Raw genomic sequence first — 14,717 nt, 5'->3', positions numbered from 1 at the left:
ACTGTAGAGCATAAAGAAGCGGGCCGCGCGCCAAGTGCGAGGCACATGCGCGATGATCGGACAAGGTCCGGCGGCGCTGGAGGTTCTATGAATTTTGCGACTGGTTTTCATGATTTTATATCGGTGATGGAATATGTCTGCTCTGGCTACACTGCTTATCTGCACCTTACCGGCCGGTAGGAGACGCTAGCAGGGCAGGGCGCCAGGTCCTGCCGCGGCTAGTGCCACGCCGCAATCTGCCGGGACAGGTTTCATGGAGACATAAGATGTACAAGGAACGAATCCGGCTGGACAGCCTCCTCGGCAAGGTCATGCCGGCGCAAGCCGCGGCAGCGATGATCCGCGATGGCATGACCGTCGGCATGAGCGGCTTCACCCGCGCGGGCGACTGCAAGGCCGTGCCCGAAGCGCTGGCCCGGCGCGCGCAAACCGAGCCGCTTCGCATCACGCTGATGACCGGCGCTTCGCTGGGCAACGACACCGACAAGATCCTGTCCGAGGCCAATGTCCTGGCGCGGCGCCTGCCGTTCCAGGTCGATCCGACGCTGCGGCGCAAGATCAATGCGGGCGAAGTGATGTTCATCGACCAGCATCTGTCGGAGACCGTGGAGCAGCTGCGCGGCCGCCAGATCGCGCCGGTGGACGTGGCGGTGGTGGAAGCCGTCGCCATCACCGAAACCGGCGGCATCGTGCCGACCACTTCGGTGGGCAATTCGGCCAGCTTTGCCATGCTGGCCAGCAAGGTCATCGTCGAGATCAATCTCAATATGCCGGCCGGGCTGGAAGGCCTACACGACATCTACCTGCCCACGCCGCGCCCGTACCGCCAGCCGATCCCGCTGATCGCGGCCGAGCAGCGCATCGGCCTGCCGTATATCCCGGTGGACCCGGCCAGGATCGCGGCGATCGTGATCACGCAGAAGGACGACAGCCCGTCCAACGCCTTGCCGCYCGACCAGGAAACCCGGCAGATCGCGGGGCACCTGAACGATTTCCTCCTGCATGAAGTTCGCGCGGGCCGGCTGGCGCCGGCGCTGCAGCCGCTGCAGGCCGGCATCGGCACCATTGCCAACGCGGTGCTGCACGGCCTGATCGATTCGCCGTTCCGCGACCTGAAGATGTATTCGGAAGTGCTGCAGGACAGCACCATCGAACTGCTGGACGCCGGGCGGCTGAGCTTTGCTTCGGCATCGTCGGTCACCTTGAGCAGCCCCGTCTATGCGCGCTTCCTGGCGGACCTGGAGCGCTACAAGGCGCGCGTGATCCTGCGCCCGCAGGAGATCAGCAACCATCCGGAGGTGCTGCGCCGGCTCGGCCTGATCACCATCAACACGGCGCTGGAGTGCGACATCTACGGCAACGTGAATTCCACCCATGTGGGTGGCACGCATATGATGAACGGTATCGGCGGCTCGGGCGATTTTGCGCGCAACGCGCATATCTCGGTGTTCGTCACCAAGTCCGTGGCCAAGGCCGGTGCGATCTCGAGCATCGTGCCCATGGTCTCGCATGTCGACCACACCGAGCATGATGTCGACATCATCGTGACCGAGCACGGCCTTGCCGACCTGCGCGGCCTGGCGCCGCGCGAACGGGCCCGGCAGATCATCGCCAACTGCGCCGATCCGCTCTACCGCGATTTGCTGCAGGACTATGTGACGCGTGCCGGACGGCGCGGCGGGCATACGCCGCACCTGATCGAAGAAGCGCTGGCATGGCACGCCCGCTTCCGCGAGGAAGGCACCATGGGTGGCGTCGGCACGCGGGCAGCAGCGTGATCCGGCGGGAAGATGCGCGCGCCGCCTCCGTGCCTTCCCCATCTGCCGCCGGCCCCGCGGGGCCGGGAATTTCCCGAAGTATTCCTATCCCTTGAAGATCAGTACCGCCAGCACCAGGGAGGAAGCCATGAGTATCAGCACGTCTAGCATGATGGTCTCCGAAAGGAGATGGGTGCAATAACTGGCAAGCAATGAAAGGCGGTACCGGAAGCATGAAGCCGCGCAGCGCCCGAGGCTGTCGGCGGCTATCTGTTTCATGCCGGGATATATCCCGCGTTTCCCCGTGCGGCGTCTTCCGCATGGCGGCGTTTCAAGCGGGCGTTGCAGTTGCGGTGTGCTGTACCGATGCTGCTGCCGGCAGCGCGCGCGGACGGTGCGCTAGCGCACCAACCGCGGCAATGCCCGCCGGAGGCGGGCAGGCAGGCTTACTGCTTGGGCGCGGCGTTCGCGCCGTCGGTGTAGGGATCGGGCTTGCCCGACTTGGCACCATCCGAGTACGGATCGAACTTGCCGGACTTGGCGCCATCGGTGTAGGGATCGGCCTTCTTCTTGGCGCCCTTGGTGCCGTCCGCGTTCAGGCTGGACTTGGTCGACTTCTTGGCGCCATCGGTATAGGGGTCGAACTTGCCCGACTTGGCGGCGCTCTTGTTGGGGTCCACCTTGTTGGTATGGCTGCCGCCATACAGGTCGCCGCCATCGGTGTAGTTCTTCTGGGCATGCGCCAGTTGCGCGCCGCCAAAGGCGGTCATGGCTGCAATGATCAGGGCGGATACGGTCTTGTTGCGCATTTTCATCCTCGTGAGTATTGGCCACGGGCAGGGGGCATGGCCGTAGAACTGCTTGTCTGACCCGGCTACTTTACCGACTCGGGAGGACCCTGCGAAGTCAATCTTTCTTCCCCCTGTATTGAAACATCGAATACAGGCAGGAATCGTGCGCTAGATCAAGCGCGGACAGGTATGRCAGGGAGGGCGGGCGTGGCAGGGCGGCGGAGGCGGCGGAAAGGCCACCTCGCGGGCCCGCACGGGCCCGGGCGCAGAGCGGGCATGCAGCGAATCCGGCCGGGGATGGCCGGATTCGCCCGGTGCTTACTCGAGCGTGATGTTCTGGTCGTGCGCGATCTTCTTGCGCAGTTCCAGTTCACGCTTGATCTGGGCGGCATATTGCTGCGGCGTATTGCCGTCGGGGTAGGCCCCGCTTTCAGCCAGGCGGCGCTTGACGTTGGGATCCTGCAGGGTCTTCACGGCGGCGTCATGCACCTTGGCGACGATGGCCGCAGGCGTGTTGGCGGGCGCCACCAGGCCGTACCAGGCCATATTGTTCATGTCCTTCATGCCGGCTTCGGCGAAGGTCGGCACTTCAGGCAGGCCTTCCACGCGCTTGGGCGCGGCCACCGCCAGGGCACGCAGCTTGCCAGCCTGGATATGGGGCATCGAGGACGGCAGGTTGTCAAACTGGCCGCTGACCTGGCCCGCCAGCGTATCGTTCAGGGCAGGGCCCGATCCACGATAGGGAACGTGGACCATGTCCGTCTTGGTCAGGAACTTGAACAGCTCGCCGTCCAGATGCGAGATGCTGCCCTTGCCTGCCGAGGCGTAGCTGTACTTGCCGGGATTGGCCTTCACCAGCGCGACGAATTCCTGCAGGGTCTTGGCCGGCACCTTCGGATTGACCGTCARCACGTTCGGCACGTTGACCAGGTTGGTGATCGGCGCGAAGTCCTTGAGCGGATCGTAGGGGTTGCGGGCGTTGGTGGCCGGGTTGGTCGCCATGGTGCTGACCGTGGCGATGCCCAGCGTGTAGCCGTCCGGTGCGGACTTGGCCAGCGCGTCGGCGCCGATCACGCCACCGCCGCCGCCACGGTTTTCCACGACCACCGGCTGGCCGAGCTCGCGCCCGATGCCGTCGGCTACCGAGCGTGCCACGATGTCGGTGGTGCCGCCCGCGGCGAACGGAACAATCAGGCGGATCGGCTTGGTGGGGTAGGTTTGTGCAAAGGCGCCCTGGCACAGGCCAACGAGGACCAGACAAGCTGCGCTACTGACTTTCAAGACTGCTTTCAAGAGAGGCTCCGAAGATTCTAGGTCTGCTTGCGGTCCGGCCAGGGTGCGGGCGTGGCGGTCTGCGCCGGCTGTCCCGTCGTTTTTGTTTGCTGCCCTGCCGGCTTGCCGCGAGGTCCCGGGCAGCGGGCGCAAGCTGCCACGGGTTTTGCGAAGCGACCGGAATGGTTCCGTAATGCGGAACCATGTTCCGCGATGTGCTTCAGGCGCAATTCAACCGTGAAAGCGTGGCCGGCGGAATCGGTATCAACCCGGTATCAGCTTGCCATCCGGGCATCCGGCATGCGAGGCGCATGCGCCTGGCGGGCGATGCGAACAAGGAAGAATGGGGAAATGTGCGAGCGAGGAGCGAAGGGAGGGGCTCGAAACAATGCCAGGGGTGGAAATGAAAAAAGCCGGAAGCATTTCTGCTTCCGGCTTTTTGAATTCGCTGGTGGGGCGTGAGTGACTCGAACACTCGACCTACGGATTAAGAGTCCGCTGCTCTACCAACTGAGCTAACGCCCCAACGAAGAAAGAGATTCTATCATCGTTTTTGAGTTTGTCAAACGTTCGATGATTTTTTGTCTCGGGTCTCATTGCAGGCGCAGTTGCGGATCGCCCCGCCTGGCCTCGCCGTGTCCCGGCGCGCGGCTCGTCGACGGCGGCGACGCGCGTGCTCAGGCGCGCGTGGCCTGATCGAGTGCGAACATGCGGCAATGCTCGAGGTAGCCCACCTCGTGGCTGGCGATCAGATCCAGCACGCTGGTCCACAACCATGATGGCGCATCGAGTTGCTTCGAGCGGTTACGTGCGAGTTCGGCCAGCCAGGCGCGCTGGGTGGAGAGGTCCATCTGCCGCGCGTGGGCGTTGCCTACCACCTCGCCCAGGTACATCGCCACGCGGCTGGCCTCTTCCTGTGGCAGGGTGTCGATCTCCAGCTTGAGATCCTGCGGCAGCAGTTCGCGCATGAAGACCGATCTGTCGAGCAGGGTCGAACAGGCGATGCGGTCGCCCAGCGCAGGCGACAGATGTCGCGCGCCTTCGGCCACGCGCTCGCCGTTGCCGCGCGGCATGCTGACCTTCGGGTAGCTCGGTGCCGCTGCCTTCACGGCTTCCTTGATATCGATGAGGCAGACTTCGGGGCTCGGGCTGTCCTGGCTGCCTACCGACAGCAGCACGGCGTAGCGCAAGCGTCCCAGCGAACTGCAGCCCTTGACCCAGTAGGCCGCGTCTACCATCTCCACGCGCGCGCCCTCGTCGCGCGAGGTCAGCAGCGTGGCGAGGTGCGCGATCTCGCGCCGTTCGAACAGTGCGCGGATCGCTTCGCGCTCGTCCTTTGCGAGCGGCCAGAACCGTTTGCCGAGCGGGATGGCCGGCGTGGTGTCCTGCAGGCGCTCGCGTGCGAGATGCTTCCACTTGCGCCCGAGCGCCAGGCGCATCACGGTGCGCACCGCGGCGGGCCGGCGCGATACCAATCCGGCCGCGGCGTCCGGATTGTCGAAGGCGCTCTCGTATCCGACCACCAGGCTCTCCAGCATGCGCGCGGTGATCACGCCGGGCAGGTCGGAGCCGCGCGCGGCGGTGGCCAGCGACAGCGCCAGGCGGATCAGGTCGTGCGCCGGGTTGCCGATCACGGTCTGGTCGAGATCGCGGATCTGGATGGCGACGTCGCCCTGGATGTCCGCGACCGGGCCGAGGTTGCCGACGTGGCAGTCGCCGCAGATCCAGATCGCGGGGCCTTCGGGCAGCGTGTGCGGCTGCTTGGCTTCCAGCCATTCGTAGAACTTGCGCGTGTTGCCCCGCACGTAAGCGTGGGCGGAGCGCGCCATCTTCAGGTTCCGGCAGCGCAGCAAGACGTCTTCGCGCTTGTCGGCGGCGGGAGGCCGGGGCTTGGCGGGCTTGGCCGCGGGTTTCCGCGCTGTCTTGCGCAGCGCCTTGGCAGCCGGCTTTGCGTTGTGCTTCGCACCGGCCCCGTGGGCGGATTTCGGCTTGCTGGTCTTGGCGGTCATGGCGGTCGGCGCACCGGGCGCCGCAGGAGTCGATCGGGCGGAGCGGGCCGCACCTTTGCGCCGGCGGCCGGCGCCGGCATCCGTATCCTTCAAGGCAGCGTACTCCATGCCGCCGGGATGCGCAGCCATTGTCCCGTGCGCAGCCGCCCCTGGCATGCGGGCGCTGTCCGACAAACGTGTCAGCGCAACGCCGACGGAGTGGGGGGGGCGCCCTGCCGGCGATGCCGGGGAGCGGGAGGGCCAGCGGCTACAATGCGCTCGTTCCCGCCTTCCCGCCCAGATCCAGACCGGAGAGTCCTGCATGCACGCCAGAGTCCTGCGCTACCTTGACGAGGTGGTGAGCCGCGGCTCGATCCGCCAGGCCGCGCTGCACCTGCATGTGGCGCCAAGCGCGATCAACCGGCAGATCCTGGACCTGGAGGCCGAGCTGGGCGCGCCCCTGTTCGAACGCATCAACAAGCGCCTGCGGCTCACGCCGCTGGGAGAGATGGTGCTGGCGCACGTAAGGCAGACGCTGCGCGAACACGAACTGCTTCGCAGCCGGATCGAGGCCGTCAAGGGCGTGCGCCAGGGCGAAGTCACGGTTGCCACCACGGCGGGCCTGGCCGGTTCGCTGATGCCATCGCTGGTGCATGGCTTTCGCCAGCAATATCCGGGCATCCTGGTGCGCTTGCTCGATCTTCCGGTGGCGGAGATCGTCGGCGCCGTCGAGCGTGGCGATGCCGATCTCGGCCTGGGCTACGACATGCCGGATGTGGCGGCGTTCCGCATCCTCGCCGGCAGCGACTGGCCGATCGGGGTGGTGGTGCAGCCCGGCCACGCGCTGGCGGCGCAGCCGTCGGCGCTACTGGCCGAATGCCTGGCCTGGCCCGTGATCCTGCCGGCGCCGTCGATGTCGCTGCGCGGCATTCTCGACGAGGGCTTCGCGCGCGCGGGGCTGGCGGTGTCGCCGGTGACGGAGACCACGTCGACGGCGCTGATGCGCAGCCTGGTCATGCTCGGCGCCGGCATCGCCTTGCTCAACCCGCTCGATGTGCTGGACGAGCGGGCACGCGGCGCGCTGGCATGGCTGCCCTTGCGCGATGGCAACCTGCCGCGCCAGACCTTGCGGCTGGTGGCGCGCGCGCGCAATCCGCTCGGCGCGGCAGCCGGCCTGATGGCGGACTGCATCGGCGCGGGCCTGGCGGCCGTGTTCGACGCTGCGCGCTAGCGCCTTCAGGCATTTTCTGGTGCCTTCCCGGGCGCGGCCGGCGCTGTGCTCTTTTTGCGCACAGCGTGGGCGAAATTCGATGCTTTGCCGGGCGCGGCGCGCGCCGTAGACTGCGCGGGCCTGCCTTGTTCCCGAACCGGAGATTGCGCCATGACCCTGATCCTGCTCCACGCCGATGTGCTCGTCACCATGGACGCTCAGCGCCGCGAGATTGCGGACGGCGCGCTGGTGGCGCAAGGCCCGGCGATCGCATGGGTGGGCGCCAGCGCGGACCTGCCGCCGCAGTATCGCCAGCTGATCGACCAGGGGCGCGCCGAGGTGCTCGACATGCGTGGCCACGTCGTGACGCCCGGCCTCGTCAACACGCACCACCACATGTACCAGAGCCTGACCCGCGCCGTACCGGCGGCGCAGGATGCCGAGCTGTTCGCCTGGCTCAGCAATCTCTACATGCTCTGGTCGCACCTGACGCCGGAGATGATCGACGTCTCGACGCGCACCGCGATGGCCGGGCTGATGCTGTCGGGCTGCACCACGACCAGCGACCATCTCTACCTCTACCCCAATGGCGCGCGCCTGGATGACTCGATCGCCGCCGCGGGCGAGATGGGCATGCGCTTCCATGCCGCGCGCGGCTCGATGAGCGTGGGCCGCAGCCAGGGTGGCCTGCCGCCCGATTCGGTGGTGGAGGATGAGCGCGCCATTCTCGCCGACAGCCGGCGGCTGATCGAGCAATATCACGATGCCTCGCGCCACGCCATGCTGCGCGTGGTGGTGGCGCCGTGCTCGCCGTTTTCCGTCTCGCGCGACCTGATGCGCGAGTCGGCGCTGCTGGCGCGCAGCTATGGCGTGTCGATGCATACCCATCTGGCCGAGAACGACAACGACATCGCCTACTCGCACGAGAAGTTCGGCCTGACTCCCGCGCAGTACGCCGAGGAGCTCGGCTGGGTCGGCGCCGACGTGTGGCACGCGCACTGCGTGAAGCTCGACGACGAGGGCATCGCACTGTTCGCGCGGACCGGCACCGGCGTGGCCCATTGCCCGTGCTCSAAYATGCGGCTGGCSTCGGGCATYGCSCCGRTSCGGRMGATGCGCGACGCSGGSGTGCCRGTGGGSCTGGGYGTGGACGGCAGCGCSTCSAACGACGGCGCGCACATGCTGGGCGAGGCRCGCCAGGCSATGCTGTTGCAGCGGGTAGGCTACGGGCCGGCGGCCATGGGCGCGCGCGAAGCGCTGGAGATCGCCACGCTGGGCGGCGCGCGGGTACTGGGCCGCGACGATATCGGCGCGCTGGCGCCAGGCATGTCGGCCGATTTCGTGTCCTTCGACATGGATGCGGTGGCCTATGCGGGCGCGGGCCACGATCCGGTGGCGGCGCTGGTGTTCTGCACGCCCGGCAATGTCGCCACCAGTGTGATCAACGGAAGGGTCGTGGTGCGCGGCGGAGAGCTGCTGAGCGTCGAGTTGCCGCGCGTGCTCGCGCGGCACCGCAGCCTGGCGCGCACGCTGTTCGAGCGCGCGGGCGAGGCGGCCTGAGCCTGTGCCGCAGGCGCGGCGCGACACACGCCGGATTGCCGGGTGCGCGCGACCCCACTCGAGTGGGGCAGCGCCATGTCTCCAATGTATTCAAACTTGTCACCGGGACGTTCCCCGAACGCCCCTGACCCTTCCCGAGCCTGCGCTGATGCGCGGGCTTTTTTTTGCCCTTCGGAATGGCTCTTCGGGAGGATGGCGTGCACGGATGCCCTGGCGGCCGATGGTGCCGATGACAGGTGTCACATTGATGCGATATCAATACGGGTGGCCATCACCGGATGGACGGACCACGCGGGCAGCATCCGCCGGGTGGGTGTCCGCCGAGTCGTATCCGCCGAGTTTGATCCACCGGGTTGTATCGACAAATGAAAAAAGCCGGGAGCATTTCTGCTTCCGGCTTTTTGAATTCGCTGGTGGGGCGTGAGTGACTCGAACACTCGACCTACGGATTAAGAGTCCGCTGCTCTACCAACTGAGCTAACGCCCCAACGAAGAAAAAGATTCTATCATCGTTTTTGAGTTTGTCAAATGTTTGGTGATCTTTTCCTGCGTGCGGACCGCATGCGGCCTTCATGCGATCGATTCGGCGCGACGTGAGCGGGCAACGCTGGCCAAAGAGGCCCGCGCATGGCACGGGAACTCCTCGCGGGCTCTTCAGTCTTGCTTGGGGGCGCGCTAAGCGTAGGCCTTTGCGGACGAGTCGGGCCGACCCATGTTAGGATGGATTATCACTTGCAATGGAGGGCTTTACCGATGGATATCAAATTCCAAGAGCAAGAGCGTTACGATATCAACAATGAAGGCTTGCTATTTCACGCCATGGTCGATGGCCAACCGGTGACTTGCGTGGTGACGCGCGAGGCGCTGTGGGAAGGCTTCAGCGCCGACCAGGTGCTGTCGCTGGAAGAGGCTTTCCGCGCCGGGCGCGAGACCATCGAACGTGCCGCGGTGGTGCTGATCGAGCAGGGCGCTGCCCAGCCGGTGGTAGTCAAGCGCGCCCATGTGGCGCCGCTCTGAAGCGGGTTTCAGTCCGGGCCGGTCATCGGTCCGATCCCGGGCGCCCGCTTCACGTGTTTGCGGCTTCTAGCCGCCTGGCGCCGGGTTCTCTCCGGCGTTTCTCTTTCCATCCCCGATCGTCGTCAAGCTGCGCGTTCCCGCGCTGGTTCTGGTGTGTCCTCGCGGTTCATGCCGGCTCTCCCCTGGGTAAGCGACCCGCCCGGGCGGCTTGCGCATTCTTCGAAGACGCGCGCGCGGCATTCACGGCACACCGCCGGATCCAGCCGCGCGATGATGGTGTGCAGGGCCTGCCGCTTGGTGGAGAAGATATGTTCCTCGCCCAGCTTGGCCGCGAATCCGGTCTGGTCCCAGGTCTGTAGCACCTGCGTGCGCGGACGGTGGAAATACAGGTCGCCGCCGGCGGCCCGCCGCTCGGTGAGCTCGCTCTCCCACATCTCGGCGCCAGCAAGGTCGATGAAGTTCATGCTCTTGGTCATGGCCAGCAGGTGGACCTGGCCGGGATGCGCGGTGCGCGCATGGTGCAACCTGTCGGTGACGTACTGGACGGCGCCGAAGTAGATCGCGCCTTCCATGCGCAGCAGCTTGAGCTGCGGGCACTCCGGCTGCGGGCGACGCAGTTCGTCGAGCGGGGTGAAGCGGCGGTCGGGATCATCCGCGTCAGGCACCAGGCTGCGCACGGCGGGCCGCGAGGTGCGGTACAGGTAGGCCACCAGCGACAGGATGGTGCCGAGCAGGACCGCCATTTCCAGGCGGATGGCGAGCGTGGCGGCAAAGGTACTGATGGCGATGGCGAACTCGGCGCGGCTCAGGCTGGCAATGCGCCGCAGGCGGGCGAAATCGAACAGGCCCCATGCGACCAGCAGCAGCATGGCGGAGATCGCCGCCAGCGGAATCTGCGCGAGCAGCGGCGCGCTGGCGCTCACCAGCACCACCAGCAGCAAGGCCGAGAACACGCCTGCCAGCGGGGTTTGGGCGCCGGCCTCGTAGTTGGGCATCGAGCGGTTGAGCGAGCCGCAGGAGATATAGGCGGAGAACAGGCCGCCGGCGATATTCGACAAGCCCTGGCCGATGAATTCGCGGTTGGCGTCGATATGCTGGCCGGAGCGCAGTGCCACCGCCTTGGCGATCGAGATCGACTGCCCGAGCGCGACGATGGTCAGCGCGGCGGCAATGCCCAGCAGGTCGGGGATGGCATGCCAGTCGATGCCGGGAAGATGGAAGGACGGGATTGCCGACGGGATCGGCCCCACCACATTGACATGGCGCGCGCCCTGGCTCCAGTCCGGCATGTTGAGCAGCAGCGCGACCGCGTAGCCCGCCAGCAGGCCTAGCAGCATGAAGGGCAGGCGGCGCCAGACCCGCTTCACGGCGACCGTGACGGCCAGCGTCACCATGGCCACGGTGAACGCGCTCCAGTTGATGGTGGCGGCGTTGTCGAACAGGAAGCGCACCACGCCGAAGGCGCTGGTGCCCGTGGGCACGGCCAGGCCGAACAGGTCCTTGAGTGCATAGAGGCCGATCAGCGTCGCCGCGCCGCAGGTAAAGCCGAGCAGCACCGAAGGTGAGATGAAGTTGGCCAGCGTGCCCAGCCGCAGCGTGCCCACGGCCAGCTGCAGGACGCCAACCATGATGGTCACGGCCAGGGCGAGATTGATATACGCCGGGCTGCCGGCAAATGCSACCGGRCTCAGCATGGCRAACARYGCCAGCGARTTGGCRTTGGTCGGSCCGGACATCACRTGCCAGCTCGAGCCGAACAGGGCCGCGACGATGCAGGGGATGACCGCCGCGTAGATGCCGTACTGCGGTGGCAGGCCGGCCAGCGTGGCGAAGGCCACGCCCTGCGGCAGCACCAGCACGGCGCCCAGCAGGCCGGCCACCAGGTCGGCGCGCAGGGAGGCGGTGCTTACGCGGTGGCGCCACGCCGGCAGCAGGCGTGCCAGCCTTCCCTCCGGGGCCGCGATGCTCATGCGCGCGGGTCCTGGTCGCTGAAGCTCTCCAGCAGTTCGTCGATCGCACCGTAGACCTTGCCCAGCCGCTCGGCGCCGATCATGCGTTCGAGTTCCTCGTAGCGGCGGTCGATCAGTGGCTCCATCTCGGCGATCAGGGCGCGGCACTTGTCCGTCAGCGAGATCTGCTGGCGGCGCTGGTCCGTGGTGGAGCGCGAGCGCAGGATCAGGCCCGCTTCCTCCATGCTCGACAGCATCCGCGTCAGGCTCGGGCTGAGGATGAGGCAGGCATCGGCGAGCTGGTTCGGCTCCATCTCGCCTTGCTCGTTGAGCGTGCGCACCACGCGCCATTGCTGCTCGGTCAGGCCGTGCTGGCGCAGGATGGGCCGGAAGCCCGCCATCAGCGTTTCACGGGCCTGCAGCAGCAGGTGGGGAAGATTGCGGTGGCGGAAGGTGGCCGGTTTCATGGTCGCAAGTGTAGCCGCGCGGGCGCCTTCACGCGAGCCGGTGGCTTCCCCGATAGCCTGAATCCTTCCGCCGGCCCCGCTATCCGGAAAGGCGCCCCGGGGTTGCCCCCTCAGCCCAGCGTGGCCACCACCGGCGTGTGGTCGGACGGCTGCTCCCAGGTGCGCGGCACCCGGTCGATCACGCAGGCGCTGCACGATTCGCGCAAGGCCGGCGACAGCAGGATGTGGTCGATGCGCAAGCCGGCGTTGCGGCGGAAGGCGAACATGCGGTAATCCCACCAGGAAAAGCTCTTTTCCGGCTGCTCGAACATGCGGAAGGCATCGGTCAGGCCGAGTGCTTCCAGCGCCCGGAAGGCTTCCCGCTCGGGCGGGGAGACCAGGTTCTGGCCTTCCCACTTCGCCGGGTCGTGCACGTCGCGGTCCTCGGGCGCGATGTTGAAGTCGCCCAGCAGCGCAAGCTTCGGGTACTTCGCCATCTCCCCGCGCAGCCATGCGGTCATGGCCTGCAGCCAGTTCAGCTTGTAGGTGAACTTGTCGGAGTCGGGGGCCTGGCCGTTGGGGAAATACGCGCACACCAGGCGCACGTCGCCATAGGTCGCGGCCACCACGCGCTGCTGGGCGTCCTCGAAGCCGGGGATATTGCGCACCACGTCGGCGGGCGTGGCCATGGTCACGTTGCGCGCCAGGATCGCCACGCCGTTATAGGTCTTCTGGCCGGTGAAGACGCTGTGAAAACCCGCGCTCTCCAGTTCGGCCAGCGGATACTTGTCGTCCGGCATCTTCAGCTCCTGCAGGCACAGGGCGTCGATGGGGGTATCCGCTTTTTCCTGCTCGATCAGCCAGTCCAGCACCTGCGGCAGCCGGACCTTGAGCGAATTGACGTTCCAGGWKGCGATTYTCATGGTTTATCTTGTTCTATGATGGGTAAGGCTTTCCGGGTTGATTATTCTGAAAAATGTCTTCTGGCTACCCATCTAGCTACCCAACTTCATTCTGCTAGCCTTTCGACCCCTGCAGGAGCGCCTCGATGCTCTCTGCCGTGATGCCGCTCGAGCGTGGGCCGATCTTTACGAGGCGGAGTGTACCAGCGGCCACCATGCGGTAGACCGTTGCCTTGGAGATGCTAAGCTGGCCCATCACCTCGCGGACGCGGTAAAGGCGCTGCGTTTTGGGCGCCACTGCCGGCGCCGTGCCTGCCTTTTGTTCAATGTTGGTGACGACGTTCACTTTTCGCTCCAATTCGCCAAGCCTGGCGGGGTCAATTCGATGATTCGTTGTGCTGTTACTTCCATACTCACTTCATTGGTAAATCGCGGATACGGGTGGATATCCGCTTGGTAGCGGTCGGTCATGCCGCCACCCGCTGTCTCTTGGCGTCCTTTGGTTCATGCGACGGCCCTCATGCAGCCAAGCTCGCGCCAGGTGGCCAGCCGCGCGTGCGCGCGAATCCGGCCTTTCACGGCGAAGTTGTTTTCGAGCGCGCAGGACTTGGCTGACTCAGCTGTGCGAGCCCGTACATACATGACGTGCCGAGCGGTGGGCTTCTTCTCCGGGCCGGTCGTGAGCGTCACGGCCCATGCCTTGAATTCGCGCGTCGACCAGTAGGCGTGGCTCTCTTCTTCGTCGGGAAACAGAAACGTGGTCATGCGTGTGCGCTCTCTTCGTTGGTAATGGTCTGGTCGGTGGCGGAGTCCAGGGCGGAGCCGCCAATGCGGAGTGCGGCCTGCAGCTCGGCGCTGTGATCGAGGTCGCGGATGGCCTGATAGCGGCAAGCGTTGACGCGATCCTCGGCGCAGGCCTCGCGGTTGCCCCGCAGCAGCGCACGCGCGGCGTGCTCGGCAACGACCTGGTGCGCCGCGGCGCGGGCATGCAGCATCGCGGCGAAGTTGGCCACGTCGATGGGGTCGCCCTTGCATACGGCTTCGGCCATCATCTGGGCGAGTCGCTCCACCGAGCACTCCAGCGGGTTGTCCCAGCCCGCCCGGCCTTTGCTACGGCATGCGGCGAGCTTCGCCTTCATGGCGGTGGCGAGCTGGTCCACGGCAAGGTCATCCGTGTGTGGGCGGATCGAGCGGATAGCGCCGCGTGAGGGGGCGGCGAGGCGCAGGCCGTGATCGGCCGGAAGGCGCTCGCCAATGCTGGTGCCGAACCTCTCGGCGTTGCGGCGTGCCTTCGCGTTCATTGCGCGTCTCCTGCCTTGAGGTAGGGGCGAAGCAGGGCGGCATCTTCGGTGGTGGCTGGCATCGGTTCCACGTCATCGCGGCCGTCGACGGGGACGCCCACAAAGGTTACGGCTTCGTTGTGCGTCCAGACCGGGGTAAGCGTGCGCGTTTCTCCGGGGCGCAACGGTTCCTTCTCGTCGGGCTGGTAGCCGTACCACTCGCCGTCGAGCCAGTAGCCGTAAGGCTGCGCAATGCGCTCCTCCAGCTCGGCGCGCTCGAGCTGGGCGATCTCGCTTCGGATGACATTGAGCAGCGGCGCTACCGCGTGCGTGGCTAGCGCTTTGCGATCCATCCCGCGGCTGTGCAGGAGCATGGCGAACAAGCCAACATCGACGGCGTCGCTGTGGCCAATGCTCTCCACCAGGCGGCGCGCCAGTTCGTGATCGGGCAGGTCGTGCAGCGGCACGATGGACTTGGCAAGGCGCTCGGAAATAGCAGCGCCGAATGTCGACAGCAGGGTGATATTGCGAAGGTGTGTGGACAT

At 66.3% G+C, this 14,717-nt stretch carries 16 protein-coding genes and 2 tRNA genes; 4 read left to right on the top strand and 14 right to left on the bottom strand.

Going from position 1 to position 14,717, the window contains the following annotated elements:
- The first annotated feature begins 266 nt into the window (after positions 1–266).
- Positions 267–1,778: an acetyl-CoA hydrolase/transferase family protein gene (locus AC1DO7_RS04420; RefSeq protein ID WP_477115831.1), complete on the top strand. Its 1,512-nt coding sequence runs from the start codon at positions 267–269 to the stop codon at positions 1,776–1,778.
- Positions 1,779–1,862: 84 nt separating this feature from the next.
- Here AC1DO7_RS04420 and AC1DO7_RS04415 read toward each other — a convergent pair whose 3' ends face one another.
- From AC1DO7_RS04415 to AC1DO7_RS04395, 5 genes are all read right to left on the bottom strand, one after another.
- A complete protein-coding gene (locus AC1DO7_RS04415; RefSeq protein ID WP_441616263.1) occupies positions 1,863–2,036 on the bottom strand; it encodes a hypothetical protein in 174 nt (57 codons plus the stop codon).
- Positions 2,037–2,203: 167 nt separating this feature from the next.
- On the bottom strand, positions 2,204–2,566 hold the full coding sequence (locus tag AC1DO7_RS04410) for a hypothetical protein (RefSeq protein ID WP_441616262.1): 363 nt from the start codon (positions 2,564–2,566) through the stop codon (positions 2,204–2,206).
- 300 nt (positions 2,567–2,866) lie between these two features.
- On the bottom strand, positions 2,867–3,841 hold the full coding sequence (locus AC1DO7_RS04405) for a Bug family tripartite tricarboxylate transporter substrate binding protein (RefSeq protein WP_441616260.1): 975 nt from the start codon (positions 3,839–3,841) through the stop codon (positions 2,867–2,869).
- Positions 3,842–4,269: 428 nt separating this feature from the next.
- Positions 4,270–4,345, bottom strand: a tRNA-Lys gene (locus AC1DO7_RS04400).
- Between the two features lie 152 nt (positions 4,346–4,497).
- Entirely contained in the window at positions 4,498–5,829 is a 1,332-nt protein-coding gene (locus AC1DO7_RS04395) for a DUF2252 family protein (RefSeq protein ID WP_441616258.1), read from the bottom strand.
- Between the two features lie 301 nt (positions 5,830–6,130).
- Here AC1DO7_RS04395 and AC1DO7_RS04390 point away from each other — a divergent pair, with 301 nt between their 5' ends.
- Complete coding sequence (locus tag AC1DO7_RS04390) at positions 6,131–7,039, top strand: LysR substrate-binding domain-containing protein (protein ID WP_441616256.1); 909 nt, start codon at positions 6,131–6,133, stop codon at positions 7,037–7,039.
- Positions 7,040–7,189: 150 nt separating this feature from the next.
- Positions 7,190–8,578, top strand: coding sequence for an 8-oxoguanine deaminase (locus tag AC1DO7_RS04385; protein ID WP_477115830.1), 1,389 nt, complete (start codon positions 7,190–7,192; stop codon positions 8,576–8,578).
- A 411-nt stretch (positions 8,579–8,989) separates the two neighbouring features.
- Here AC1DO7_RS04385 and AC1DO7_RS04380 read toward each other — a convergent pair.
- Positions 8,990–9,065 (bottom strand) — tRNA-Lys (locus AC1DO7_RS04380).
- Between the two features lie 266 nt (positions 9,066–9,331).
- Between AC1DO7_RS04380 and AC1DO7_RS04375 the strand changes: the two genes are divergently transcribed.
- Positions 9,332–9,595: a DUF1488 family protein gene (locus tag AC1DO7_RS04375; RefSeq protein WP_441616252.1), complete on the top strand. Its 264-nt coding sequence runs from the start codon at positions 9,332–9,334 to the stop codon at positions 9,593–9,595.
- A gap of 122 nt (positions 9,596–9,717) precedes the next feature.
- On the opposite strand, the gene AC1DO7_RS04370 is transcribed toward AC1DO7_RS04375, so the two are convergent.
- The 8 genes from AC1DO7_RS04370 to AC1DO7_RS04335 form a co-directional block, all read right to left on the bottom strand.
- Positions 9,718–11,565 (bottom strand): SulP family inorganic anion transporter, encoded by a 1,848-nt coding sequence (locus tag AC1DO7_RS04370; RefSeq protein ID WP_441616250.1) that lies wholly within the window; start codon positions 11,563–11,565, stop codon positions 9,718–9,720.
- The gene (hpaR, locus tag AC1DO7_RS04365; RefSeq protein ID WP_441616248.1) at positions 11,562–12,011 is read right to left on the bottom strand and encodes a homoprotocatechuate degradation operon regulator HpaR; all 450 of its coding nucleotides are present in this window, start codon (positions 12,009–12,011) and stop codon (positions 11,562–11,564) included. The genes AC1DO7_RS04370 and hpaR overlap by 4 nt, the downstream gene beginning before the upstream one ends.
- A gap of 110 nt (positions 12,012–12,121) precedes the next feature.
- Positions 12,122–12,913, bottom strand: a complete 792-nt coding sequence (gene xth, locus AC1DO7_RS04360; protein ID WP_477115829.1) for an exodeoxyribonuclease III — start codon at positions 12,911–12,913, stop codon at positions 12,122–12,124.
- 94 nt (positions 12,914–13,007) lie between these two features.
- Positions 13,008–13,238 (bottom strand): helix-turn-helix transcriptional regulator, encoded by a 231-nt coding sequence (locus tag AC1DO7_RS04355; protein ID WP_441616244.1) that lies wholly within the window; start codon positions 13,236–13,238, stop codon positions 13,008–13,010.
- Entirely contained in the window at positions 13,235–13,363 is a 129-nt protein-coding gene (locus tag AC1DO7_RS04350; protein WP_441616242.1) for a hypothetical protein, read from the bottom strand. Before AC1DO7_RS04350 ends, AC1DO7_RS04355 begins: the two co-directional genes overlap by 4 nt.
- Before the next feature lie 33 nt (positions 13,364–13,396).
- Positions 13,397–13,657 carry a hypothetical protein gene (locus AC1DO7_RS04345; protein WP_441616240.1) on the bottom strand — a complete coding sequence of 87 codons (261 nt, stop codon included), beginning with the start codon at positions 13,655–13,657 and terminating at the stop codon, positions 13,397–13,399.
- Positions 13,654–14,193: a hypothetical protein gene (locus tag AC1DO7_RS04340; RefSeq protein ID WP_441616238.1), complete on the bottom strand. Its 540-nt coding sequence runs from the start codon at positions 14,191–14,193 to the stop codon at positions 13,654–13,656. The genes AC1DO7_RS04345 and AC1DO7_RS04340 overlap by 4 nt, the downstream gene beginning before the upstream one ends.
- Entirely contained in the window at positions 14,190–14,717 is a 528-nt protein-coding gene (locus tag AC1DO7_RS04335) for a hypothetical protein (protein WP_441616236.1), read from the bottom strand. Before AC1DO7_RS04335 ends, AC1DO7_RS04340 begins: the two co-directional genes overlap by 4 nt.

This window comes from Cupriavidus sp. 05N40, from assembly GCF_056397305.1.
This window is presented reverse-complemented; position numbering and strand designations above follow the sequence as displayed.